Source organism: Histophilus somni 2336 (assembly GCF_000019405.1).
Taxonomy (GTDB): Bacteria; Pseudomonadota; Gammaproteobacteria; order Enterobacterales; family Pasteurellaceae; genus Histophilus; species Histophilus somni.
The window spans coordinates 466,840-493,159 of the sequence record NC_010519.1 but is presented as its reverse complement, the minus strand read 5'-3'; the positions used below and the strand labels follow the sequence as shown (position 1 = coordinate 493,159).

Here is a 26,320-nt window from a genome sequence, read left to right as displayed (position 1 = left end):
TGTGATCTAGATTTGATTTTTGCTAAATCTATCAACTCAACTAATCAAAATTTAATCGCAACAATTCTTGGCAGATAGAAGGATTAATAAAATCATAAATCTGCACACCTCTAAAACTACGTTTCGCCAATTGTTTCCATAATCGACTAGAGTATTCATTCAAATATGCTGCATAAGCATCCGGATACTGCAATTCACCATTAGTCGCACTAATATGATTTAACAACAGTATGTCCGAGTGTACCTCTCTGCCTTTTTCAATCAGCGTTTTAATTGCCACACATTTTTCTTCTACTGTCGGACCATCCCACAAGTCTTGTAACAAAATCTGCGAATTATCATGCCAATTGGCTGCCCATAATTCACCGTTTATTTTGTTAATTGACATACTTGGCGGAGCACATTCGATCGGAACAATTTTTCCAGCCGCTTGTGCAATAGTTGGCCATTTTGGATTGCCATCTTGAACAATTTGAGAATGCTCCCAAGCATAAAACAAAGATTTATATTGCTGTACTTTTGACAACAACGCTTCGCCATATTCAGGAAAATCATCTTTCCGTTCATTTGCATTTTGAATACGCATTAAAACGAATTCCTGTGGATTTTTTTGTAAAAACTCACCGCACTTTTCAAAAATTTCCTCTGCTCGAATATCACTAACCCATTCTCGATGGGCTGCAACCATTTCTTTGCGTAAACGAATGTCTAAAAATCTAACACCGCAATCCAATTGCTCCGCTATTGATAAATCCTGTGTTCGATAATAACGTTCATAACACGTTGATGTGGCAGAGTCATGAGTTCCTGGAATAATCAATTCGGTAATGCGAAGATCGGGATTACATTGCGTAATACACTGACTTCCTATTATTTTTTGACCATTCATAAAAAACCGCCTATTGATTACTAGTTTTTAATTGCTGTTTCTGTTTCATTTTAATTAAAGTATGTGACATAAAAACAGAAATTAACGCAAGAATCGCAAGCCCAAAGAAAGCACAAGCTAACACTTGCGTATCAGTTAAATAAGAGCGGATAATTTGTCCTGTAGCATCTTTTGCCGGTGATTTAACCAAGCCACCTAATACAATTGGTGCTAATAAAGCAGGAAAATAGCCAATAGTAATGGCGAAAGACATTGCTGCTGAGGAATGCTTTTTATCAACCCCCATCTCACCGATTGGGGCATAATAAACACCTCGAATCATGAAGATACAAGCTGATGCACATAACATAAGAACTACCAGTGTCCAGAACATACTGGAAGAAATGAGTCCTACCGGGGTATTATCCGGAATATAACCATCTGCATATAAAGAAATATCTGGATGATTGGTAAAAAAGATAATTCCAATTACAGAAAGAATAACCACTAAAATAATTTGCATCATTCGCATGAAGTGTGCGGTAGAAGCAAAGACTTTTTCTACTAAAACGGAAGAAACCAAAGGTAACATTCTCAATGCAATAACTACTGTTGCAAAAACTGCCGCAGCAACCGCACTTGTACCATATCCACCTTGTAAAAAACGGGCAAAATAGGTCCCAGCAGCAACAAACGCACCATAAATACAGAACACATTAATTCCGGCAATCCAAACAACCGGTAATTTAGCTACACGAGCAACACCCTGAATAGCTTCTTTGGTCGTATTAACTTGAGTATCTTCATCTCCGACTTTTTGATCTTTAGGTACAATAAAAAACACTGCAATACCAGTAATAATAACAATAATACAACTTGTCATCATCATTGCCTTCGGACCGACTTTATAATAAAGCATCACCGTCCATAACAAGGAGATAAGGAAAGCAAGCAACCCACGACCAAACTCAAATAATCCAAATACCATACCTTGATGTTTTTCCGTGGTTGAAATTCTTAATGCTTTGAAATTAGCCGGTTTAAATAATACCTCACTAAAAAATAACATAGAGAAGAAACAAGCCAGTAACACAGGCATGCTAAGTCCCGGAGATGAGAGGGTTAGAAATAAAGAAATTCCACCCACACCAACCGTAGATAGCAACATAATAGAACGAATTGAAAAACGGTCACCAACCCAACCTAAAGCAATAGTCCCTAAAATAATCACAAGTCCTTGCATAGAATATAAATAACCGGCTTGTTGATCCGTTACCCCTAAAGCGGCAGGAAAACCACCGGGTACGCTATTACGAATATCCCAAAAAGCATAAATCAATTGTGCATTAACAGTGATCAGAATGAGTTGAAAAAATGAGGCTGGGGTAAACCCATATTTTTGCAAAAAGCTTTTCATACAAAACTCCTTTATTTTTAATTAACAAAGATTTCTATACTACTAAATCTTATAAAACGCCTAGTTTATATACTGCAAAAAAAATCATAAATAAAACATTTTTATCAAATTCTAATAGAAGTAAAATAATTATTTTGTGATCTATCTCTGATTTTTCTATATTTCTCATAGCGAAATTTACGCAGTGCGGTATGATTTCAGCTAAATCTTATCAATATGATCACATCGGGGAAAATATGAGTTATTTATTATCTAAATCACGCAAAGACAATCCTGCTGCAAATGGTGAAGTACAAAAAATCACACCGGAAAGTGCAGGTTGGGAATATGTCGGTTTTGAAATGTATCATTTGCAAGCAGGGCAGACATTAAGTTTTAATACAGAAACTACTGAGACTTGTTTTGTTTTAGTAAGTGGTAAAGCCACTGTCTCAGCTGGCGGTGAAACATATAATAATATTGGTAATCGAACTACACCGTTTGAGAAAATTCCGCCTTATTCGGTGTACGCTCCACACCATCAACAAATAGAAATTAAAGCTGAAACTTATTTAGAGTTGGCTGTTTGTCGAGCACCAAGTAACGGTGACTTGCCTGTACGTTTAATTACCCCTGAACAAGTGGGAGTAGAACGACGTGGTTTTGGTAATAACAAACGCCTTGTACACAATATCTTGCCGGAAACCGAAAAGGCAGATGCCTTGCTAGTGGTTGAAGTATTTACTGATGAAGGAAATACCAGTTCCTACCCAAGCCACAAGCATGACCAAAAAGATAGTCCTGATGAAACTTACTTAGAAGAAAGTTATTATCATCGTTTTGATAAACCACAAGGTTTTGCTCTGCAACGTGTCTATACGGACGACCGCACTTTGGACGAATGTATGGCGGTATATGATGGCGATGTGGTGCTGGTACCAAAAGGTTATCACCCAGTTGCCACTATTGCCGGTTATAACAACTATTACCTTAATGTTATGGCGGGACCTGTACGTAAATGGAAATTTACTTGGGAACAAGATCATCAGTGGATCAACAGCTCTGCTTATGCCGACAAATTTAAATAACACTGTTTGAGGAGCAAAAGGCGGAATTTGAAATCTTACATTTCCGCCTTTTTAGTGTCTTTGATTAATCCTAAAATCTTGACTAATATTCACTCAAAAATCCACCGCTCTGATGTTGCCAAAGCTTTGCATACAAACCGTTTTTCTCCAGCAATTCAGTATGAGTGCCTTGCTCAACAATTCGTCCTTGATCTAATACAATTAATCTATCCATGGCAGCAATTGTGGATAAACGATGAGCAATGGCAATCACTGTTTTATTTTCCATCATTTTGTCCAAACTATTCTGAATAGCGATTTCCACTTCAGAATCTAACGCACTGGTTGCTTCATCCAGTAACAAAATCGGTGCATCTTTTAACATCACTCGAGCAATAGCAATACGCTGACGTTGCCCCCCAGAAAGTTTTACTCCTCGCTCTCCCACATGAGCATCATAACCTTGTCTCCCTTGAGAATCACTCAAAAATGGAATAAACTCCGCCGCCTCTGCTCGCTTTGCAGCTTCAACCATTTCTTCTTCTGTCGCTTCCGGACGACCGTAAACAATATTATCCCGAACAGAACGATGCAATAAAGAAGTATCTTGTGTGACCAAACCAATTTGGCGACGTAAACTTTCTTGTGAAACATCTGCGACACTCTGCCCGTCAATAGTGATAGAACCTTGCTGAGTTTCATAAAATCGCAGTAATAAATTTACAATTGTAGACTTTCCTGCTCCGGAACGACCAATCAGCCCTACTTTCTCTCCGGCTTTAATATGTAAATTAAAATTTGTTAGTAAAGGCTTATCCGGTGTATAAGCAAAGTCTACATTATTAAAATGAATATTTCCTTGTTTAATCTCCAAATCTTGTGCGTCCGGTTTATCCACAATAGTTAGCGGTTTTGTCAGTGTTGACATACCATCATTTACAGTACCGATATTTTCAAACAAGCGTGCCATTTCCCACATAATCCAACGAGATAATCCATTCACTCTTAGTGCCATTGCCAACGCAGTAGCAATGGCTCCTACACCGACCAAACCTTTTCCCCATAACACAATCCCTAGAATTCCCGTACTTAAAGTTAACGCTACATTTGTGCTATAAGTCAGAGTATCTAAGGAAGTAGCAAGACGCATTTGTGCATGAACAGTCATCATAAAATCTTGCATGGATCGCTTTGCATAAGCTGCCTCTCTTGCACCATGAGAAAAAAGCTTAACAGTGGAAATATTGGCATAAGCATCAGTAATTCTACCTGTCATTAATGATCTTGAGTCCGCTTGTTGTTCTGCTTTTTTAGCCAATTCAGGAATAACAATCCATAAAATAACCACAAAAACTATTAGCCATAGAACAAAAGGAACTAATAACCATATATCTAATGCTGCTAAAACAATACCTGAGGTAACAAAATAGACCAAAATATAAACCATCATGTCTGCCAAAGTAAGCACTGTATCACGCAATGCCAACGCTGTTTGCATGACTTTTGCAGACACTCGACCGGCAAATTCATCTTGATAAAAACTTAAACTTTGCCCCAACATCAAACGATGAAAATTCCAACGCAAACGCATTGGAAAAACACCTTGTAAGGTTTGCAAACGTGTAGCTGATGCTAAAAAAGACCATATAATGCTAAATAGCAATAAAATCAACATCCCAACTAAATAAGCACCTTTTTCTACCCATAAAGTTTGCACGTCATATTGACTGAGCCATTCCACCAAAACGCCCATAAATTGGAAAAGAATTGCCTCCATTGCCCCCAATCCGAACGATAAGAAAGCAAGTAGGAAAATCCATTTTTTCATTCCTTCCAAATTTGACCAAATAAATCGAAACAGACCTTGATGTAGGTGATTGAACGTCTGTTCCGGATAAGGATTTAAACGACTTTCAAACCACACAAAAATTTTATTCAACATTCATTATTTCCTATTTAGTTTTAGTGTTTTAAACATACATAATGTAAGGATTATTTAATAAAATCTCATCAAATTATTTAGCCCGCTTTTCTAAAGCTCGTAATACCGCTGCAGGAACTAATCGGGACACATCACCTTGATGTAAAAAAATATCTCGTACAATAGTTGAAGAAACATAAGACCACTGCTCGGTCGGGGGTAAAAATAAACTTTCTACACCATTCGTCAACAAACGATTTAAATGTGCAAGTTGTGATTCATATTCAAAATCCATTGTCGTGCGTACCCCTCGAATAATCGCATCAATTTGTCTTGCTTTAACCACATTTGCCAATAAATCATCAAACCCAATTACCTCTACATTGTCTAAATGAACAACAGACAATTGAACTAATTCAACTCGCTCAGCTAAATTAAATAAAGGTTGTTTACTCGGGTTTTTTGCCACAGCAACAATAACTTTGCTAAATAAGACCGCACTACGCTGAATAATATCCATATGTCCATTGGTAATAGGATCAAAAGTGCCAGGATAAATAACCGTTGTCATTATTCTTTCTCCAAATAAGGCTGTAGTAATTCAAATAGTCGTTGTAATGCACCACGATTTTGGACCAATACTTCATAACCGGCATTACCATAGCGTTCACATAATTCAGGAGAAGATAACAAATTTTTTACCGCACTTTCCAGCTCTTGGCTATTTTCATTGACTAACACTACCCCTTGAACCTCTGATAAGTTTTGGTAAACCACCGGAAAATTAAAAGTATATTGACCGCTAATCACAGGTAACTTAAAAGCGAGAGGCTCTAAAGGATTATGCCCCCCATGCTTGACTAAACTTCCCCCCACAAAGGCAATATCGGAAATACCGTACATTAACATCAACTCCCCCATGGTATCTCCAAGTACAACCTGTGTTAATAAATCGGGATTAACATGTGCAGAACGGCGAATATAGTTAAGCTTTTGCTTTTCAATTAACTCTGCGACAAGGTTAAAACGTTCAGGATGACGAGGTACTAAAATTAATAACAACTGCGGATAAGTTTTTAGCAACTTTTGATGAGCCTGCAAAATAATCATTTCCTCGCCCTCATGGGTGCTTGCAGCAATCCAAACTGGGCGATTTTGGCTCCAAGATTGGCGAAGTGCGGTAATTTTTTGCACTAATTCATCATTCACCACTAAGTCATATTTGATATTTCCCGTCAATTTTAATTTTGACGGATTGTAGCCCAAATCAATATAACGCTGCAGGCTTACCTCGTCTTGCGGTGCAATCAGGCTAATCTGACTAAACATATTTTGTAATTGTGCTTTAACCCAGCCATAGCGTTTTGCCGAACGTTCAGACAATCTTGCATTAGCGATAACAAAAGGAATATCTCGTAAATATAATTGTTTAATTAAATTCGGCCAAATTTCCGTTTCAATCACAATGCACATTTTCGGTTTTACAAAATCAATAAAACGCAAAATTGCATCGGGTAAATCATAAGGTAAATAAACATGGAAGACGGATTGACCAAAAGCGGCTTTGACACGATCTGATCCCGTTGGTGTCACCGTTGTAAACGTTATAGATAAATGTGGATATTGCTGTTGTATCTTTTTAACTAAAGGAGTTGCCGCAATCACTTCCCCCACAGAAGCCGCATGAATCACAACCCCATTCGGCTTCGGTTCAGTCAGCGAAGGATAAAAAGCGTAACGTTCTAAAATACGTTTTCGATAATTCGGCGACTTAAAACTGCGTATAAGGTTATACACCAAGACAAATGGCTGAATACAGTACATTATTGAGGTATAAAAAAAAGACCACATAAATTTTAGACATTAAGAAAACGAGAAATTATGAATACTAATATGAATACTAAAAAGTGCGGTATCAATTACCGCACTTTTTATGAATGAACTAAAATCAGTTTTTTGCTTTCGCCGCCGCTTTAACAATGACAGCGAACGCTGACGCTTTTAACGATGCACCACCAACTAATGCACCATCAATATCAGGCTGAGTAAACAATTCTGCTGCATTTGCATCATTGATGGAACCGCCATATTGAATAATTACCCGTTCGGCAACGGCTTGGCTTTGTTTTGCAATATGTCCTCGAATAAAGGCATGTACTGCTTGTGCTTGAGCTGGAGTCGCCGATTTACCTGTACCGATAGCCCAAATCGGTTCATAAGCGATTACTGCACCGTTAAATGCTTCAACACCTAGTGTATTCATCACCGCATCAATTTGACGTGCACAAACCTCTTCCGTTTTGCCTGCTTCATTTTCAGCTTCGCTTTCACCGATACATAATACAGGAACTAAACCAGCATCTTTTAACACACCAAATTTTTTCGCAATAAATTCATCACTTTCATGATGATATTGACGTCGCTCAGAATGACCGATAATGACATATTTTACACCAAAGTCTTTTAACATTTCTGTTGAAATATCACCGGTAAATGCACCTTGTTTGTTTAAATCAACATTTTGAGTACCTAAAGCAATATCACTGCTGACCAGTGCAGCTTCAGCTTCCGCTAAATACATGACAGGCGGTGCAATTGCCACATCACAGCCTGACACCGCATTAAGTTCATCTTTTAAACCGGTAATAAGTTCTTTTGTAAAGGCTTTACTACCATTTAATTTCCAGTTACCCATGACTAAAGGACGACGAGCCATTTTATGTTCTCCATAATAATTAATAAAAAAATTCTGTCAGTACTATACTCTTTTTTGCAAAAATTTTCCTGTATCCATAAAAAATTTTTCATAAAAGATGATTATTTTGTATTAAAAAGATAAAATCTACTGTATGAATTTCATAAATTTTGAACAATTATTGAGAAATGAAAATATTTAAAGCTGAACTATGGAATTTGGACGCTTTATTGTCTTTATTTGAACAATACCGCCTCACCCATAATATGATAGAAAATCCGGAGCGAACTCTTATTTTTTTATCAAACCGAATTCGATTTAGTGAAAGTATCTTCTTTCTCGCCGTCGATAATCAGCAAAACCCTGTCGGCTTTATTCAACTCTATCCTCGCTTTTCTTCATTACAACTGCAACGTTATTGGCAATTAAATGATATTTTTGTCAAAAATACCCAAAATAAGAGTGAAATTTACACCGCACTTATTGCAAAAGCAAAAGAATTTGTCAGTTATACTCAATCGACACTTTTAGTCATGGAACAAAATCTGCAACAACCGGAATTATTAATAAGAGAAGGTTTTAAACTTAACCGGCAAAAGTCTATTTTTGAATTAAATCTTACCTGAAGTGTCTTAAATTTGCCCCTTACGTAGCTAAGATACGCTTTTATACTAAGGGGCAATAGCCAAGACAAACACACCGAATTTACAATTTTTCCACCAAACTAATTGCACTACCGATATACGTTTCCGGTGTAAGTTGTTTTAAACGAGCTTTTTCATGAGCTGGAATTTCCAACTTCTCAATAAACTCACGCATCGCCTCTGCATTAACACGCTTACCTCGCGTCAACTCCTTTAGCTTTTCATAAGGTTTTTCAATACCATAACGACGCATCACAGTTTGAATTGGTTCAGCCAGCACTTCCCAATTTTGATTTAGTTCTTCACGTAAGTGCGGTTCATTTACCTCAAGTTTGCTGATACCTTTTAATGTTGCCGCATAAGCAATTAAACAATAACCAAGCCCCACACCTAAATTGCGTAAAACTGTCGAGTCGGTTAAATCACGTTGCCAACGTGAAATCGGTAATTTTGCACCTAAATGCGACATAACAGCATTCGCTAAGCCAAGGTTACCTTCTGAATTTTCAAAATCAATCGGATTCACTTTGTGCGGCATGGTAGACGATCCAATTTCACCGGCAATAGTACGTTGTTTGAAATGATTTAAGGCAATATACCCCCATAAATCACGGTCAAAATCGATAATAATAGTGTTAAAACGAGCTACATTATCAAAAAACTCCGCAATGTAATCATGAGGTTCAATTTGGGTCGTATAAGGATTCCAAGTTAAACCTAATGAGGTCACAAATTCTTGGCTAAATTGATGCCAATCAATCTCAGGATAGGCAGATAAATGGGCATTGTAATTTCCTACCGCACCATTAATTTTGCCTAGAATTTCCACGTGTTGTAACTGTTTAAACTGACGTTGTAAGCGATATACCACATTCGCCATTTCTTTACCTATTGTGGTAGGTGAGGCAGGTTGTCCATGAGTGCGGGATAATAATGGAATTGCTTTATACTCTGTAGCAAGGCGAGTGATTTCATCAATTAACTTACGCCACTCAGGTAAAAGTACTTCATCACGTGCGTTTTTTAACATTAACGCATAAGAAAGATTGTTGATATCCTCCGAAGTACAAGCAAAATGGATAAACTCACTAATCGCCACTAATTCAGGTATTGCCAGACTTTTTTCTTTTAAGAAATATTCAACCGCTTTTACATCATGATTTGTAATACGTTCAATTTCTTTAATGCGTTCAGCATCTTGCAAACTGAAATTTTCTACCAATTGATTTAAGTAATCGTTTGCCTCTTTAGATAAAGAAGAAACTTCTTGAATAGTGCCTGTTGCAGATAATTTTTGTAACCAACGAACTTCGACAGTTACACGAAATTTCAATAAACCGAATTCGCTAAAAATGCTACGTAAAGCAGTTACTTTGTCTTGATAACGACCATCTATCGGGGAAAGTGCGGTCAATGCGTTGAATTGCATAAAAGAATTACTCCTAAGAACAGTTAAATAGATGAATAAATTTGTTGTGCTGTTGCTACCAGCTTGCGACGTGAAAACAAAAATTGCCATTTCGTACCGCCAACTTGTCGCCAAAGTACCGCCGAACGAATACCGGTCAACAAGCAAGCTCGAATACGATTTTGTGTCATTAATTGCTGTAAATAAAGCGGGGAGCCTTGGACCTGAATACGAGCACCTAAAGGACTGATAACATCAACATAAATAGAAGCTAAAGTTGATAGCATTTGTTCATCAAGTAAATCATAATGGGCAAGTTGTGTAGGCAAATACTGAATACGACGAGCCAGTTCAGATTTAGCTTGTGCATTTTTATGTAATTTACCTTCTAAAGCCAAAAGTCCTAACCAATAGCGATTTAAAGTTACATCACTGCCGTTTAATTGTTCCATTAAGGTTTCCAACCCCAATTTTAAATTACTTTTCTGCCCTCCATAAACGGCTAAAGTATCTTCCGGTGCAGTTTGCAACAATGTACTTAAACCAGTTCGCAAAATTTCTTGGTCAACCGTACCGTTCATTGCAAGTTGCTGTACTAATTTTGCCGCTTGGCACACACCCGCAAGGGCAAATGTTATATCTTGATAATTAGCCATAAATAATTGAGGTTAGTCAGAAAAAACAGCGTACAATATAGCATTTTTAGATTTTGTTTTAAAGGTTGAGAATAAATGAGAAAGTGCGGTGAATTTTCTTTATTGGCTTAAATCCGATCCGTCTGTACAATTAATTTATTTTTTCTTTGGGGATAATTTTATGTTTAAAAGAATATCTTTATTTTTATGTATTGGGCTGATTTCAGCTTGCTCGGTAAAATCTGTTACTTCTTATACCTCATCGGAAAACAATATAAAAACGGTGATTAACTTGGACAATGATAAAATAGATCAAAAATCTTATGCCACTGCTTATGCGGTGGCAGTACAAAGTTACCAAGGTCGTGTGAACAAAGAATATCATGTGAACGCTTTTGTCAGTGGTGTAAAAGATTGGTACTCCGCAAAAATTTCAGTCCCGATCAATCAAATTAAAGAAAAACTGTTTCAACGCAATGGATTAGACAGCGATGTGCATACTTATTATAGCGGTATTCTCTTTGCTTTCGGATTACAAACCAACTTTAATAGATTAAGTTCAACTTGTTGGAGTCATCTTGATCAAGCAAGTCTGACACAAGGTATTTATGATGCCATGTTAGATTTGAAAAATAATCGAGTACGATCTGAAGATGATCAATATCTCGTGCAGGGTAGCGAACAAATTTTAAAACTTTGTGTAAAATAATATACTAATAACCTAAAATGATTAACAGATTCTTTTTATCTTGTTGTAAGTAGCATCGTGTCTTTGATAACCGGCGTAATTTATTCTTCTGTCAAACAAAAAATAGTATAAAACAGACCGTTCTTTTAGATGAAAAAAACCCGACAATTTGTCGGGTTTCTTTCACACCATGTCCAGAACTATACTTCCCAGCTAAGACACTTAGTACCTTTATTCTTTAATTAGTCATTAAAATACACTTTTTTTAATGCCAACTCTAAACCTCGAAATTCTGCCAAACCTCTTAAACGACCAATTGCAGAATAACCCGGGTTAGTTTTTTTCTTCAAATCATCAAGCATTTGATGACCGTGATCTGGTCGCATTGGAATTAAGCGATTATCACCATTTGCCTTGCGACGATATTCTTCGGTGAGTAATGCTTTCGTTACCCCAAACATATTTACATCACCGGCAAGGTGATCAGCTTCGTGAAAACTTCGTGGATTTTCCTCCCGCTGAGTGGATCGCAAATGAACAAAGTAAATACGATCAGCAAATTTTTCCGCCATTTTCACTAAATCATTCTCTGCTAACACACCATATGAACCAGTACAGAAAGTAAACCCATTAGCGGCAAGCGGTTGAGTATCCACAAACCATTGCATGTCGTCTATAGTTGACACAATACGTGGCAAACCGAGAATTGGACGTGGAGGATCATCCGGGTGAATAGCCATACGGATTCCCACTTCTTGTGCAACAGGCACAATTTCATTCAAGAAATAGGCTAAATGAGTGCGGAATTTCTCTGTAGAAATACCTTTATAGCGATCAAGTTGTGCTTGAAATTCCTCAAGAGTATAACCCTCTTCAGATCCCGGTAACCCAGCAATAATATTTTTTGTTAATTTCGCAATATCCGCTTCGCTCATTTGATCAAAATAGGCTTTGGCTTCTGCTTGCTCTTCCGGTGAGTAAGTTTCCTCTGCTCCCGGACGTTTTAAAATATATAGTTCAAAGGCAGCAAAAGCCACTTGATCAAAACGTAACGCTTTTGAACCATCCGGCATTTCATACTCAAGATCGGTACGAGTCCAATCTAACACCGGCATAAAGTTATAACATACTATGTCAATGCCACAACTCGCTAGATTACGCAATGTTTGCTTATAGTTATCAATCCATTGCTGATAGTTACCTGTTTGGGTTTTGATATCTTCGTGAATAGGTACACTTTCCACAACTGACCAAACCAACCCTTTTTCCTCCAACAATGCTTTACGCTTATTGATTTCCTCAACTGACCAGACTTGCCCGTTGGGAATATGATGCAATGCAGTCACCACTCCCGTTGCACCAGCCTGTCTTACATCATCCAAAGATACCGGATCATTTGGTCCATACCAACGCCATGTTTGTTCCATAGTAAATTCCTCATCTAATTAAAAATCAGCAGCCAAAGGGCTAACATTAAACAGATAACCATCAAAATTAGGATCATCTAAATCCGATAATTCAAACAGTTTCTGTTTTACATTTTCCAAATGCTGCCACATCATTTTTCGTGCTAATACAGGATTTTTTCGCTGTATTGCAACAATAATATTTTCGTGATCTTTTAACCATAAATAGCGGTAACTTTGATCAGAGATATGTGCATGCAGACCTTTCCACATAGGACTATTAATTCGGTACTCCCACAAATCCTTTTGCATGCGGATCACCACTTCATTTTGCGTTATTTCTGCAATTGCTTTGTGAAAATCCTCATCTGCAATATAATCTTCATCATCACCGCACTCTAAAGTTCTACGTTCACGATCTAAAATCTCTTTTAAGTGTAAAACGTCAGCTCGAGTTGCTTGAATAGCTGCAAATTCTGCAATACTACTTTCTAACAATTGTCTTGCCTGTAGCAATTCAAAGGGTCCAACATCAGGCAAATCTTCAGTTTCCTCTGAACTCGATTTAGGTAAATTTATTACATAAACACCAGATCCTTTCCGCACTTCGACTAAATTCTCAAGTTCAAGCATGATAAGTGCTTCACGAATAACAGTACGACTGACATTGAAGTACTGAGATAAATCACGCTCTGCCGGTAATTTATCCCCAATACCATAAGTTCCTCTCAATAATTCCGCTTTTAATTCTTGCCCTATTTTTTTATAAGAACGTAGTTCTTCAGGTGATGTTGCCATCATTTTTTTGTCTCTCTGCTTTTTTGACTTCTTGATGGTGTTCGTAAAATACTTTTCTGGTTCACCAAATTAACATTTCGCGCACCAAAAAACAACTATAATTTAAGCATATTTTACATAAAAAACCAAAAGGTAACCCAAAAAAGTTTAAATTTTGTGATGTAAATCACACTTTTATTAATAACTGGTTTACCAGTTTTAAAAATAGACGTATATTTAGCATATCAATTAATCTTAATAGGAGATAAAAATATGAATATTGCAAACAATCATGATTTCAAAGGTAAAGTCGTTGTTATTACAGGTGCTGGTGGAGTGCTATGTGCATTTTTTGCACAAGAAATAGCAAAAACAGGGGCAAAAGTTGCTTTATTAGATATTAACCTCGAATCGGCAGAACAATATGCACAAGCTATTGTACAAAATGGTGGCATTGCAAAAGCATACAAAACCAATGTACTTGATTTGGAAAGTATTCAACAAACTCGTGATGCTATCGAAAAAGACTTTGGAACTTGTGATGTGTTGATTAATGGTGCCGGTGGTAATAGCCCAAAAGCAACAACCGACAATGAATTTCATGAATTTAACTTAGCAGATAGTACAAAATCATTTTTCGATTTAGATAAAAATGGTATTGAATTTGTATTTAACCTCAACTATTTAGGTACTTTACTTCCTACTCAAGTATTTGCCAAAGATATGATCGGCAAAAAAGGGGCTAATATTATTAATGTCTCCAGCATGAATGCCTATACTCCGTTAACTAAAATTCCTGCCTATTCAGGAGCAAAAGCGGCTATCAGTAACTTTACCCAATGGCTTGCTGTTTATTTCTCTAAAGTAGGTATTCGTTGTAATGCCATTGCTCCGGGTTTTTTAGTCAGTAACCAAAACAGAGGATTACTTTTTGACAGTGAAGGAAATCCGACAGCTCGAGCTAATAAAATTTTAACTAATACTCCAATGGGACGTTTTGGTGAAGCACATGAATTGATGGGTGGAATTTTATTCTTAATGGATGAAAATTATGCCAGCTTCATAAATGGGGTAGTATTGCCGATTGATGGCGGTTTCTCTGCTTACAGCGGTGTATAGGGGAAAATAATGACAACATTTATACCAAAACATAAATTTATTGTGTGCATTGATTCTGACGGTTGTGCAATGGATACAATGAACATTAAACATGATAAGTGTTTCGGACCTTATGCTGTTGAAATTTTTGGACTTACAGATGAAGCACGTTTTATTGAAATTTGGAATAGAATTAACCTTTACTCTCAAACACGTGGTATCAATCGATTCAAAGGATTGATTCTTTCTTTGGAAGAGTATGGTTATGAACAGGATTTCACCCAATTAAAACACTGGGTAAATACAACTTCGGAATTATCCAATCGTTCACTTATTCAAGCAATACAAGACAACCATACCGATGATCTAAAACTTGCGTTAGCATGGTCGGAAAAAGTCAATATGGGTATTAAAACTCTACATACTCAAGATAAACCATTCCGTTTAGTCAAACGTTCCCTCGCGATTATTAAAGAGTTTGCAGACATCGCTGTGGTAAGTTCCGCAAATAATGAAGCTATTCTTGATGAATGGACAAGACATGGTTTGTTCCCTTTTGTAGATCTAGTTTATGGACAAGATGAGGGTACAAAAACTCATTGTTTAAACCAATTAGCACAATATGGCTATCAACCGAACAATATTTTAATGGTTGGTGATTCACCGGGTGATTTAAATAGTGCCAATGAAGCAAGTGTAAATTTCTTCCCGATTTTATGTGGCAATGAAGATGAATCTTGGGATCAGTTAGTATTAGAAACATTAGGGAAATTGGTTTACCAAAAATTTGATTCTCAATATCAAGCCCAATTGGTTGCAAAATTTAATGCAAATTTAACCGCTTGATCACAATTATTACTATTTTGACAAATAAGCAAGGAGAAATTATGTCTGTTGATTTAACGAAAAAACCTTATTACTTAAAAGATGAAGATATTCAATGGGTAAAAAACACTATAGCCAATATGACGTTGGAAGAAAAAATCGGTCAGCTTTTTGTGAATATGGGTTCAAGCAGATCCGAGGAATATCTCACTGATGTTTTAAACCGTTACCATATTGGTGCGGTACGTTATAATCCCGGTCCTGCTGAGGAGGTTTATGACCAAAACTATATTCTACAAACTAAAAGTAAAATTCCTCTCTTAATTGCAGCGAATACAGAAGCTGGTGGTAATGGTGCTTGCAGTGATGGAACAGAAATTGGTTTACAAGTCAAAATCGGTGCAACCGATGATGCTAAATATGCTTATGAAATGGGGCGTGTAGCTGGTATTGAAGCAGCAGCTATCGGTTGTAACTGGAGTTTTGCTCCTATCGTTGATATTAGTTATAACTGGCGAAACCCAATTATTTCTAATCGAGTATTTGGTTCAAATCCAGAGAAAGTACTAGAAATGTCCTTGGCTTATATGAAAGGTATTCAAGAAAGTGGTATTGCCCCGGCTGCAAAACATTTCCCTGGTGATGGAGTGGATGAAAGAGATCAGCATCTTTCTTTTAGTGTAAACAGTTTTAGTTGCGAAGAGTGGGACAAAACTTTCGGCAAAGTTTATCAAGGCTTAATTGATGCCGGTTTACCATCGTTGATGGCAGGTCATATACACTTACCTGCTTACGAGCAGCATTTCAATCCAAATTTAGCTTATGAGGACTGCCTACCAGCGACACTTTCAAAACCAATTTTAACAGACTTATTACGAGGTAAATTAGGTTTCAACGGTGTTGTTGTTACTGATGCCAGCCATATGGTAGCAATGACTTCAGCAATGAAGCGTAGCGAAATGCTACCGACTGCTATCGCTGCAGGTTGTGATTTATTCCTTTTCTTTAACGATCCTGATGAAGATTTCGGTTATATGATGGAAGGTTATAAAAACGGCATTATTACCGAAGAACGCCTTCATGATGCCCTTACTCGTATTCTAGGGTTAAAAGCAAAATTAGGCTTACACAATCGCCCAAGAGAAACATTGCTTGAACCAAAAGAACAAGCATTAGCAAAAATAGGACTTCCAGAACATAAAGCAATTTTCCGTGATGTTGCAGATAAAGCAATTACCTTAGTTAAACATAAACAAGATATTTTCCCAATTAATGTTGAACGTTTCCCTAGAATCTTACTTGTAAATGTTAAAGGTACAGATGGTGGCTTCGGTAAAATGGTTGCAGGTAGTCAACGCAGTGCAACAGAAATCTTAAAAGAAAAACTGGAAGAAAAAGGATTTACAGTTTCTATTTATACATCACCGATGGATAATATTCTCAAGATGTCGGACGAAGAACAGGTCAAAACTATTCGTAATGAATACTCCCAAAAACGCCCAATTACGACATTAACGGATCATTATGATCTGATTATCAATGTTGCGAATGTGCAAATGAGTACAGTTCAACGTATCGTATGGCAAGCGACCAAAGGAACGCCTGATATTCCATTCTATGTACATGAAGTACCTACAATTTTCGTTTCCGTTCAATGCCCATTCCATTTAGTTGATGTTCCTCAGGTAAAAACTTACATCAATGCCTATGACGGCAAAGAACCAACCATAGAATTACTGGTAGAAAAATTAATGGGTAATTCCGAGTTTAAAGGTATTAGCCCAGTTGATGCTTTCTGTGGTTATAAAGACACCCGTATTTAATCTATATTCCTAACAAGGAGTTTTTATGAGTTCAACACAAAGACCTTTTGGTTTAAAAGACAAACTTGCCTATATGGCTGGCGATATTGCTAATGATCTCAGTTTTATGATGTCCGCCTTCTTTTTAATGCTATTTTATACTAATGTACTACAAATTGAAGGTTATGTTGTCGGTCTTCTATTTCTAGTTTCTAGATTTATTGACGCTTTTACTGATATTGGTATGGGACGTTTAGTAGATACTATAAAGCCTTTTAAAGAGGGGCGTTTCAGAGGTCTTATTCGCCGGGCAACTCCCTTTATCTGTATTTCAGGATTTCTGCTTTTCTTGCACATTGTGAAAGATTGGTCTTATACCGCAAAATTGGTCTACATCACTGTTACCTACATAGTTTGGGGTAGTTTAGCCTATACTGCGGTCAATATTCCTTATGGTTCAATGGCTTCCGTGATTACTACAAAAGCTGATGAGCGTGCCGGATTATCTATCTTCCGTACAGTGGGTGCAAATATTGCGGTACTTTTTATCTCATTTGTAATTCCACTCATTATTTACAAAGAAGTTGAGGGTAAACAAGTGATTATCCCAGAAATGTTCACATACATTATGGGAGCATTTATGATCTGTGCGTTTATTTTGTACCAAATCTGTTGGAGATTTTCGGTTGAGCGAGTTCAATTGCCTGAAAAAGAAGGTCGTCGCCACAACAAATCACACAATAAATCAGACTGTTTAGATGACGTAAAAGCAATCTTTAGCAGTCTATTCTCAAACAGTGCGTTACTTATCTTTATTTTAATCGCTATCATTTTACTGCTAGCAACCTTAATCATCGGTACAATGAACCCATATTTGTATGTTGATTACTTTAATAGTAAATTAGCATTGTCATTTGGTGGTATTTTAGGTGCCGTGACAACATTTATGGTTGCTCCGTTTGCCCAAAATATTGTGAAAAAGTACGGTAAAAAAGAATCAGCTTCTGTAGGTTTATTGATAACTGCTGTCATATACAGTGTGCTATTCTTCGTTAAAATCACAAATGTTTGGTTATTTATCATTGTTGCACTCATTGCAACACTGGGTCTAAGTTATTTCCAAATTATTATATGGGCATTTATTACAGATATTATTGATAACCAATTTATCAAAACTGGACGCCGTGAAGATGGCACAATTTATGCAGTTTATTCATTTGCTCGCAAAATCGGTCAAGCTTTAGCTGGTGGTTTAGGTGGCTTTGCACTAAGTTACATTGGCTATTCTGCAAAAATCCCACAACAACCACAAGAAGTGTTAGAGTCAATCTATAACTTTGCAACGGGAGTACCTGCATTGGCTTGCATCTTGATTTTTTTACTGTTGAAATACGTTTACCCGCTTTCTAAAGAAAAAGTGGACGAAAATGCAAGTATATTAGAACAAAAAATAACTCAATAAGAGGACATAATGATGAAATTTATGACGGAAGATTTTTTACTATCAACCTCAACGGCTCAAAAGCTTTATCATGATTATGCTGAAGAACAACCGATTTTCGACTATCACTGCCATTTAAACCCAAAAGAGATTGCAGAAAATCGCCAATTTAATGATTTAGCTGAAATTTGGTTAGAGGGCGATCACTACAAATGGCGAGCAATGCGTTCAGCTGGGGTAGAAGAGCATTTAATTACGGGAAGTGCAGATAAGTACAGTAAATATCTCGCATTTGCCAACACTGTACCAAAATGTATCGGTAACCCGATTTATCACTGGACTCACTTAGAATTACGTCGTCCGTTCGGTATTACCGACACGATTTTTTCACCTGAAACAGCGGAGAAAATTTGGCATAAAGGGAAAGAGTTATTGCAACAGCCTGAGTTTTCAGCACGTGGTATTATGAAAAAAATGAATGTAAATTTGGTTGGTACAACCGATGATCCTATTGATTCATTGGAATACCATAAAGCCATTGCAGAAGATAATACCTTTGATGTTGAGGTTGTACCAAGTTTCCGACCTGACCGTGCGTTTAAAATTGAGCTTCCTCTGTTCAATGATTATATTGAGCAGTTAGGAAAAGTCGCAGATATTGAAATCAACACTTTCGATAAACTAAAACAGGCTCTATCGAAACGTATTGAACATTTCGATAAATATGGTTGTAAATCTGCTGATCATGGTATGGAAATTGTCCGTTTCTCACCAATTCCTGATGAGAAAACTCTTGATCAAATATTGCAAAAAAGACTTAACAATCAACCTATTGAAGAAGAAGAAATTGCACAATTTAGCACCGCACTATTAGTTTGGTTAGGCACGGAGTACCACAAACACCATTGGGTAATGCAGCTCCATATCGGAGCAATTCGTAACAACAATACGAGAATGTTCAAATTGCTAGGTGCAGATGCTGGATTTGATTCAATCGGAGATCGTGCGTTTGCTGAATCACTTTCTCGTTTATTAGACAGCATGGATCAAACAGACCAACTCCCGAAAACCATTTTATACTGCTTAAATCCTCGTGATAACGAAATGCTTGGCACAATGATCGGTAATTTCCAAACAGGGGGCATTGCAGGTAAAATTCAATTCGGTTCAGGCTGGTGGTTCAACGATCAAAAAGATGGCATGGAACGCCAACTGCAACAGCTATCACAATTGGGACTATTAAGCCAATTTGTTGGTATGCTGACTGATTCTCGCAGTTTCTTATCTTACACTCGCCACGAATATTTCCGCCGTATTTTATGTGAAATGATTGGTGGCTGGGTTGAACGTGGTGAAGCACCAAATGATCTCAACCTGCTAGGAAAGATGGTGAAAGACATTTGCTATGACAATGCAAAACGTTATTTCAAATAAAATAACCATTTTAAAGAAATTTTTTCACATTAAAAAAGAGGTTAAAAATGCGTTATACCACTGAACAAATTATTGACAAGTTGAAACAGCTTAAAGTTGTTCCGGTTATTGCTTTAGATAAAGCAGAGGATATTTTACCCTTAGCAAAAACATTGTCTGAAAACGGCTTGCCTGTAGTGGAAATTACTTTCCGCTCCGAAGCTGCCGAAGAGGCCATTAAATTGGTTCACCAACAATATCCTGAAGTACTCATAGCTGCAGGCACGGTGCTAACCAAAGAACAGGTATTGGCTGCCAAAAATGCCGGAGCAAATTGTATTGTTACTCCAGGCTTTAATCCAAATATTGTGAAGTATTGTCAAGAGTTAAATATACCTGTAACGCCAGGGGTAAATAATCCAATGGCAATCGAATCCGCTCTTGAACTCGGCATACAAGCTGTCAAGTTTTTCCCTGCTGAGGCAAGTGGCGGTGTTAAAATGATAAAAGCCTTACTTGGCCCTTACGGTAACTTACAAATTATGCCGACCGGTGGCATTTCGCCACAAAATATCAAAGACTATCTCGCTATTCCAAACGTAGTTGCTTGCGGTGGCTCTTGGTTTGTAGAGAAATCTTTGATTAAGTCCCAACAATGGGAAGAAATTGGACGATTAACCCGTGAAGTAGTAGAGCTGGTTAAAAGTTAAAGGGATTTACACCTAAAAGCAAAGGCGTATTGATATATAATACGCCTTATTTGTATGCCATTTATATTGCACACCTAAAATCTATCCGAACCGAGTTTATTCATCTCTTTTATTTACAGCGTTTCTTCCGATTGTTACTATTAACAAGAAAATTAGATAAAAGGAAATTAAGCATGGAAAAATACAACAAATTCCGCATTGAATGGGATTGCCGCCGAGGCATGTTGGAATTAGATAAAGTTATTATGCCTTTTTTTCAACAATATTTTGATGAACTACCTGATGCTAAAAAAGATATATTTTTGCGTTTATTAGCTTGCTCGGATTTACAACTTTTTTCTTGGTTTTTTAATAAAACTCCGGCTGCTGATCTTGAATTACAAGAGATGGTAGATCATATTCAAGAAAATTTAAATTTATATCAATAATCTTTCCTAAAAAGATTGAACTTTTTTTATTCCATTACGTCTAACAAGCACAGGGGTTGGCTGGCTTTAATATTAAGGCTTGTTAGATGTGATACAAGAGGTTATATGGCTGAACAACTAACGGATCAGGCTTTGGTAGAAAAAGTACAGCAGGGAGATAAAAAGGCCTTTAACTTATTGGTTGCTCGTTATCAAAATAAAGTTGCTGGATTACTTACTCGTTATATTTCACAAAACGATATTCCCGATGTTGTACAAGAATCCTTTATAAAAGCCTACCGCTCAATTGAATCATTTCGTGGCGAAAGTGCTTTTTATACTTGGCTATATCGAATAGCGGTTAATACGGCAAAGAATTACTTAACGGCACAAGGACGGCGTCCGCCAACAGAGGATATATTAGCAGAAGACGCTGAAAGTTATAATGTTGGTACAAATTTAAGGGACGTGAATACTCCCGAAAATGAAATATTATCCGGTGAATTGAAAAAAGTTGTTTTTGATACTATCAGTAACCTGCAAGAAGATTTAAAAACAGCTATTACACTACGTGAAATGGAAGGATTGAGTTACGAAGAAATTGCAGAAATTATGGATTGTCCGGTGGGAACCGTACGTTCTCGTATTTTCCGTGCAAGAGAAATAATCGAAAGCAAAATTCAACCTTTGATACAACGTTAAATAGTTTAATAAGCAAAGACTTGGAGTTAAAGATGCAAAAAGAGTTACTTTCAGCTTATATCGATGGTGAGCATTGTGGTAACAAATTTACTGACACCCTTTGTCAAAACAAAGACTTACAAAATAGTTGGTCAAATTATCATTTAATTCGTTCCATTATACGCAAAGAAAGTAAAGTGCTGTTAGGTTCTGATTTCACAGCAAGAATGGGAACGCTCATTGAACAGGAAGAAAAAATACAAATCGAACATTCTCTCGAGTCTCAACCGACACTCGCAGAAGTGGAAAAACTTCCGTTTATACAAAAAATACGCTCATTCTTTTCCCCAATGTTACAAATGGCAGTTGCTGCAACGGTTTGTTTCGTTGCCGTACTTGGCGTTCAATCTTTTAATCATGAAAGAGCGGGCAAAAATACACTGGATACCCCAACGCTACAAACGCTTCCATTTAATAATTCGGTACAAGAAATCAGCTATAATGTTCCGAGAAAAGAAATAATTACGCAGGAGCAAGTAGAACAACGGAACAAACGTATTGGCATAATGTTACAAAACTATGAATTACAGCGACGTCTGCATACTGACAGTTTCGGATTGCCAAATAATGAACATTAGCTCAATTCATGTTAAGATATTCGCCACCGTTTGGTGGTGAATTTTTTTCTTAGGAAGAATACTATGTTAAAAATTTTCTCTTTTTTGACCGCACTTCTTACTTTTTCAGTTTCAACTTTCGCTCAAGAAAATATAGAACCTGAGCAATTATTGGAAAAAATGATTGCAGCACAAAATACATTAAATTATGAAATTTATTTTGTACAAGCCACACCAACCAATATAGATTCACTTCGTTATCGTCATATTAATCAGGATGGCAAAAGTTACGCCCAACTTATTACCTTAGATGGTGTTCAACAAGAAATTATCCAACATGAAAATTTAGTGAGTTATTTTCAACCTAATTTCCAAGCATTCTCTTTAAAGAGCGGTCATATTATGGATAACTTACCTGTTGTAATGTGGAGTGATGTTAAGCAATTATCAGATTATTACGATATCGTAACCATTGGGCGTAATCGTGTGGCGGATCGCATTGTACAAACTTTACGTATTTTGCCTAAAGACGATTTTCGCTATCAATATTTAGTCTTTATCGATGAACAAAATCATTTGTTGCTACGCAGTGATATGTTGGATCGTGAAGGCAATTTATTAGAGCAGTTCCGAGTAGTTAATTTATATCTTGGTGATGAACTGATCGAATTAGGTAGCTATATAGATAATGTCATTTTTCCTCCGTTATTAAGTGAACCGAAAACTCAACAACAAAATTGGAAACCGGAGTGGCTCCCAAAAGGGTTTAAGTTAATTAGCCAATCCATAACAATAGAAAAAGACAATAAACACCCTATTGAGAGCCAATTTTATAGTGACGGACTATTTTCTTTTGCACTCTATTTGTCTAACAGCATTGTTGATAATGACGGAGAAAGATTTTGGAAGCAAGGCTCCACCACTTTTTACAGCAACACTCTAGGTAACAAAGAATTAACCTTTGTCGGTCAACTTCCTCTCTTTTCCGCTAAACGTATTATTCAAGATATTCGAATTAAATAGGTTTTTTATGCTAACAGAAAGAGCGATAGTCATTGCCTATCATCAAGGAAAAGCAACAGTGAAATGTCAAAGCAAAAATGCTTGTAGCCAATGTACAGCAAAAAATACTTGCGGAACTTCCGCACTTTCTGAATTAACCGGCAAAAGTCCGGAGCATATCTTTATCGTTAATAGCCTGATACCCTTAAAAATAGGTCAAATTGTTGAGCTTGGTTTACAAGAAAGTTCTCTGATTTCTACCGCACTTTTATTGTATATTATTCCTTTAATGACCTTGCTCAGTGCAACACTCATTGCAAACCAAATTTTTAGCCAAGAATTGTGGGGTGCAATTTTTATCCTTTTTTGTACCGCACTTTCTTTTGTGCTTATCCATTCATACAGTAAAAAATGGCAACATAAAAAGGCTTTTCAACCCATTCTGTTACGCATTATTCAATAAAAGAGGAATTTATATGCAACCCATGCTAGGTATCACAGGTTATAGCGGTAGCGGAAAAACCACATTATTGGAAAAATTACTGCCTGAATTGCTCCGTTTAGGTTTGCGGGTTTCAGTCATCAAACATAGCCATCATAACGCACAAATCGACAAAGAGGGAAAGGACAGCTGGCGTATGAAAGAGGTTGGTGCGACACAAGTTATGTTGGCATGTGATAACCGTTGGGCATTAATGACCGAAACGCCAAAACCTGTCACTTTAGATTATCTCGCTCAACAATTTTCACCCCAATTGACAGATTTAATTTTAGTAGAAGGGTTTAAACAAGACCCCATCGCCAAAATTTTATTACATCGTCAAAATATGACAAAACCTTGTCCGCCTTGTGATGAATATGTAATAGCGTTAGCGACAGATTATCCTGTACAGACTTCCGTTCCTTTACTGGATATTAACAACCCGACGCAAATTGCTACATTTATCTTGGCGTGGTATAAAACAAAAACTTAACATTCTCTCCGCCTCAAAGTGCGGAGAGAATGTTACTTTTAGAATTTAACCCCAAGGGTTAAACGTATGGCATCATTATTGTAAGAGGTACTTTCGTAGATCGAGTTTCTAATCTCATAGTTATAGTTTTTACGAGTTACTTTTGATTTGGTATGATAATAGCCAATTTCTGCTAAGAAAGCTTTATATTCAATCCCCAATCCTAAACCTAAATAAAGACCATTTTTCACTTTCATCGGACGCAACCCGCTCTGAAACTCCGATAATTTAAAAACGTTTTCTTGCTCTAGATCTGTATAATACTTATATTGTGTATTGGAAATTTTATTGATTGAATAACCTAAATTTGCTTTGAAATACAGGTTTGTATTTCGACTTAGGGCATAATCTTGTTTTAGAATAAAATAAATTGGCAGGGAGGCATAACGAGGTATTTTATAGGTTTCGATTCCAGTATTATCTGAAATCGGTGCATACTCTCCTCCTCCATGAATTCCCCAGCTTGCAGAATGCTCAAAGCCTTTGCGTTTAATATAGCCTAATCCTAGACCGATTTCTGTTTGCGGTAAAATATTATAAGTGGTTTCAAAAAAGATGCTTGGCGAGAAAGTATTTTGTCTTGAACTTGCTGAAATGGGAGGGTTACCATCATGGTTTGCAATTATTCTCATAGTTTCAAAACGAGAGGTTAAATCAATTCCCGCTTTGCCGTAAAAGTTAAAATTCCCCCCCCCGCATGGGAAAGTGCGGGCAGCATTGCCAAAAGTACTAAAGATAATTTGTATTTCATAAAAACTCCTTATGTATCAAAGAAATAAATTTTTTAAATAGTTTAATTTTATCTTTTTAAACTGGCGGAGAATTATACGATACAATTTTGCAGAAAAAAATATGAATTTCACAATCTGAGTGAATGATTTCTCTCATTTACTCAATTTAAGCAGCTGATTATAATAGCTCCAATTTTAATTTGCTTAAGGAAGAGGAAATGCAATTTTCCAAAATGCACGGACTGGGGAATGATTTTGTTGTGGTAGATGCTGTCACTCAAAACATTTATTTTCCCACTGAAGTCATAAAAAGATTGGCAGATCGCAATCGTGGGATTGGTTTTGATCAATTGCTAGTCGTTGAACCGCCTTATGATCCGGATTTGGATTTTCACTATCGTATTTTCAATGCGGACGGTAGTGAAGTTTCGCAATGTGGCAATGGTGCAAGATGCTTTGCTCGTTTTGTCGTGCTTAAAGGTTTAACCAATAAAAAAGAAATTGCCGTGAGTACTGCAAAAGGCAAAATGATGTTATGCGTTAAAGACGATGACATGGTATGTGTCAATATGGGTGAACCGATTTGGGAACCGAATAAAATCCCTTTTAACGCCAATAAATTTGAAAAAAATTATATTATTCGCACAGACATACAAACCTTGCTATGTGGTGTGGTATCTATGGGCAATCCACATTGTGTAACACAAGTGGAAGATATTCAACACGCAAACATCGAAATATTAGGACCGCTCTTAGAAAGCCATGAACGCTTTCCTGAACGTGTAAATGCCGGTTTTATGCAAATTATCAACCGCAATCATATTAAACTGCGTGTGTATGAAAGAGGAGCAGGAGAAACACAAGCCTGTGGCAGCGGTGCGTGTGCAGCAGTTGCCGTTGGCATTATGCAGGGCGTTTTAGGTAGTTGCGTACAAGTCGATTTGCCGGGAGGAAGGTTAATGATTGAATGGCAAGGAAAAGGACACCCACTTTATATGACCGGCGAGGCAACACATATTTATGACGGCGTTATCCGTTTATAATCAAATTCATCTGCACTTAGTGTAAATGCAAA

27 protein-coding genes are annotated in these 26,320 nt (G+C 36.9%); 16 read left to right on the top strand and 11 right to left on the bottom strand.

From position 1 onward, the window contains the following. Window positions 1-40 precede the first annotated feature (40 nt). Both HSM_RS02170 and HSM_RS02165 read right to left on the bottom strand, forming a co-directional pair. Window positions 41-889, bottom strand: coding sequence for a phosphatidylinositol-specific phospholipase C (locus tag HSM_RS02170; protein WP_012341268.1), 849 nt, complete (start codon window positions 887-889; stop codon window positions 41-43). Window positions 890-899: 10 nt separating this feature from the next. Further along, window positions 900-2,285 carry an MFS transporter gene (locus tag HSM_RS02165; protein ID WP_011609732.1) on the bottom strand — a complete coding sequence of 462 codons (1,386 nt, stop codon included), beginning with the start codon at window positions 2,283-2,285 and terminating at the stop codon, window positions 900-902. A 236-nt stretch (window positions 2,286-2,521) separates the two neighbouring features. On the opposite strand from HSM_RS02165, the gene iolB reads away from it, so the two are divergent. Then, window positions 2,522-3,352: a 5-deoxy-glucuronate isomerase gene (gene iolB, locus HSM_RS02160; RefSeq protein ID WP_011609733.1), complete on the top strand. Its 831-nt coding sequence runs from the start codon at window positions 2,522-2,524 to the stop codon at window positions 3,350-3,352. 82 nt (window positions 3,353-3,434) lie between these two features. Here iolB and HSM_RS02155 read toward each other — a convergent pair whose 3' ends face one another. The 4 genes from HSM_RS02155 to tpiA form a co-directional block, all read right to left on the bottom strand. Then, complete coding sequence (locus HSM_RS02155; RefSeq protein WP_012341266.1) at window positions 3,435-5,273, bottom strand: ABC transporter ATP-binding protein; 1,839 nt, start codon at window positions 5,271-5,273, stop codon at window positions 3,435-3,437. A gap of 73 nt (window positions 5,274-5,346) precedes the next feature. Continuing rightward, entirely contained in the window at window positions 5,347-5,823 is a 477-nt protein-coding gene (gene coaD / locus HSM_RS02150; RefSeq protein ID WP_012341265.1) for a pantetheine-phosphate adenylyltransferase, read from the bottom strand. Further along, window positions 5,823-7,103, bottom strand: coding sequence for a lipid IV(A) 3-deoxy-D-manno-octulosonic acid transferase (gene waaA / locus HSM_RS02145; RefSeq protein ID WP_012341264.1), 1,281 nt, complete (start codon window positions 7,101-7,103; stop codon window positions 5,823-5,825). The genes coaD and waaA overlap by 1 nt, the downstream gene beginning before the upstream one ends. 97 nt (window positions 7,104-7,200) lie before the next feature. Then, on the bottom strand, window positions 7,201-7,968 hold the full coding sequence (tpiA, locus tag HSM_RS02140) for a triose-phosphate isomerase (RefSeq protein ID WP_012341263.1): 768 nt from the start codon (window positions 7,966-7,968) through the stop codon (window positions 7,201-7,203). 167 nt (window positions 7,969-8,135) lie between these two features. Between tpiA and HSM_RS02135 the strand changes: the two genes are divergently transcribed. After that, window positions 8,136-8,573, top strand: coding sequence for a hypothetical protein (locus HSM_RS02135; protein ID WP_011609738.1), 438 nt, complete (start codon window positions 8,136-8,138; stop codon window positions 8,571-8,573). A gap of 79 nt (window positions 8,574-8,652) precedes the next feature. Here HSM_RS02135 and purB read toward each other — a convergent pair whose 3' ends face one another. Then, window positions 8,653-10,020 carry an adenylosuccinate lyase gene (gene purB, locus HSM_RS02130; RefSeq protein WP_011609739.1) on the bottom strand — a complete coding sequence of 456 codons (1,368 nt, stop codon included), beginning with the start codon at window positions 10,018-10,020 and terminating at the stop codon, window positions 8,653-8,655. A gap of 23 nt (window positions 10,021-10,043) precedes the next feature. Continuing rightward, the gene (gene hflD, locus HSM_RS02125) at window positions 10,044-10,655 is read right to left on the bottom strand and encodes a high frequency lysogenization protein HflD (RefSeq protein ID WP_011609740.1); all 612 of its coding nucleotides are present in this window, start codon (window positions 10,653-10,655) and stop codon (window positions 10,044-10,046) included. 160 nt (window positions 10,656-10,815) lie between these two features. Here hflD and HSM_RS02120 point away from each other — a divergent pair, with 160 nt between their 5' ends. Continuing rightward, on the top strand, window positions 10,816-11,343 hold the full coding sequence (locus HSM_RS02120; RefSeq protein WP_012341262.1) for a hypothetical protein: 528 nt from the start codon (window positions 10,816-10,818) through the stop codon (window positions 11,341-11,343). A gap of 221 nt (window positions 11,344-11,564) precedes the next feature. Here HSM_RS02120 and uxuA read toward each other — a convergent pair whose 3' ends face one another. Together uxuA and HSM_RS02110 are read right to left on the bottom strand one after the other, a co-directional pair. Next, window positions 11,565-12,749, bottom strand: a complete 1,185-nt coding sequence (gene uxuA, locus HSM_RS02115) for a mannonate dehydratase (RefSeq protein WP_012341261.1) — start codon at window positions 12,747-12,749, stop codon at window positions 11,565-11,567. 18 nt (window positions 12,750-12,767) lie between these two features. Continuing rightward, a complete protein-coding gene (locus tag HSM_RS02110; RefSeq protein WP_012341260.1) occupies window positions 12,768-13,529 on the bottom strand; it encodes a GntR family transcriptional regulator in 762 nt (253 codons plus the stop codon). Window positions 13,530-13,778: 249 nt separating this feature from the next. On the opposite strand from HSM_RS02110, the gene HSM_RS02105 reads away from it, so the two are divergent. From HSM_RS02105 to mobB, 12 genes are all read left to right on the top strand, one after another. Then, entirely contained in the window at window positions 13,779-14,624 is an 846-nt protein-coding gene (locus HSM_RS02105) for an SDR family oxidoreductase (RefSeq protein WP_011609744.1), read from the top strand. 9 nt (window positions 14,625-14,633) lie between these two features. After that, the gene (locus HSM_RS02100) at window positions 14,634-15,449 is read left to right on the top strand and encodes an HAD family hydrolase (protein ID WP_012341259.1); all 816 of its coding nucleotides are present in this window, start codon (window positions 14,634-14,636) and stop codon (window positions 15,447-15,449) included. 41 nt (window positions 15,450-15,490) lie between these two features. After that, on the top strand, window positions 15,491-17,251 hold the full coding sequence (locus HSM_RS02095; protein ID WP_012341258.1) for a glycoside hydrolase family 3 protein: 1,761 nt from the start codon (window positions 15,491-15,493) through the stop codon (window positions 17,249-17,251). Window positions 17,252-17,276: 25 nt separating this feature from the next. Next, window positions 17,277-18,692, top strand: coding sequence for an MFS transporter (locus tag HSM_RS02090; protein ID WP_012341257.1), 1,416 nt, complete (start codon window positions 17,277-17,279; stop codon window positions 18,690-18,692). Window positions 18,693-18,701: 9 nt separating this feature from the next. Further along, a complete protein-coding gene (uxaC, locus tag HSM_RS02085; protein WP_012341255.1) occupies window positions 18,702-20,105 on the top strand; it encodes a glucuronate isomerase in 1,404 nt (467 codons plus the stop codon). 47 nt (window positions 20,106-20,152) lie between these two features. After that, window positions 20,153-20,794 carry a bifunctional 4-hydroxy-2-oxoglutarate aldolase/2-dehydro-3-deoxy-phosphogluconate aldolase gene (locus HSM_RS02080; protein ID WP_012341254.1) on the top strand — a complete coding sequence of 214 codons (642 nt, stop codon included), beginning with the start codon at window positions 20,153-20,155 and terminating at the stop codon, window positions 20,792-20,794. A gap of 173 nt (window positions 20,795-20,967) precedes the next feature. After that, window positions 20,968-21,222 (top strand): FAD assembly factor SdhE, encoded by a 255-nt coding sequence (locus HSM_RS02075; protein ID WP_011609750.1) that lies wholly within the window; start codon window positions 20,968-20,970, stop codon window positions 21,220-21,222. A 105-nt stretch (window positions 21,223-21,327) separates the two neighbouring features. After that, complete coding sequence (gene rpoE, locus HSM_RS02070) at window positions 21,328-21,903, top strand: RNA polymerase sigma factor RpoE (protein ID WP_011609751.1); 576 nt, start codon at window positions 21,328-21,330, stop codon at window positions 21,901-21,903. Between the two features lie 32 nt (window positions 21,904-21,935). Continuing rightward, window positions 21,936-22,520 carry a sigma-E factor negative regulatory protein gene (locus HSM_RS02065; protein WP_012341253.1) on the top strand — a complete coding sequence of 195 codons (585 nt, stop codon included), beginning with the start codon at window positions 21,936-21,938 and terminating at the stop codon, window positions 22,518-22,520. 63 nt (window positions 22,521-22,583) lie between these two features. Further along, window positions 22,584-23,522 (top strand): sigma-E factor regulatory protein RseB, encoded by a 939-nt coding sequence (rseB, locus tag HSM_RS02060; RefSeq protein WP_012341252.1) that lies wholly within the window; start codon window positions 22,584-22,586, stop codon window positions 23,520-23,522. 7 nt (window positions 23,523-23,529) lie between these two features. Beyond that, window positions 23,530-23,964 carry a SoxR reducing system RseC family protein gene (locus HSM_RS02055; RefSeq protein ID WP_012341251.1) on the top strand — a complete coding sequence of 145 codons (435 nt, stop codon included), beginning with the start codon at window positions 23,530-23,532 and terminating at the stop codon, window positions 23,962-23,964. A 13-nt stretch (window positions 23,965-23,977) separates the two neighbouring features. After that, complete coding sequence (mobB, locus tag HSM_RS02050) at window positions 23,978-24,475, top strand: molybdopterin-guanine dinucleotide biosynthesis protein B (protein ID WP_012341250.1); 498 nt, start codon at window positions 23,978-23,980, stop codon at window positions 24,473-24,475. 38 nt (window positions 24,476-24,513) lie between these two features. On the opposite strand, the gene HSM_RS02045 is transcribed toward mobB, so the two are convergent. After that, complete coding sequence (locus HSM_RS02045) at window positions 24,514-25,146, bottom strand: hypothetical protein (RefSeq protein ID WP_012341249.1); 633 nt, start codon at window positions 25,144-25,146, stop codon at window positions 24,514-24,516. Between the two features lie 317 nt (window positions 25,147-25,463). Here HSM_RS02045 and dapF point away from each other — a divergent pair, with 317 nt between their 5' ends. Beyond that, window positions 25,464-26,288, top strand: coding sequence for a diaminopimelate epimerase (gene dapF / locus HSM_RS02040; protein ID WP_012341248.1), 825 nt, complete (start codon window positions 25,464-25,466; stop codon window positions 26,286-26,288). The last annotated feature ends 32 nt before the right edge of the window (window positions 26,289-26,320 follow it).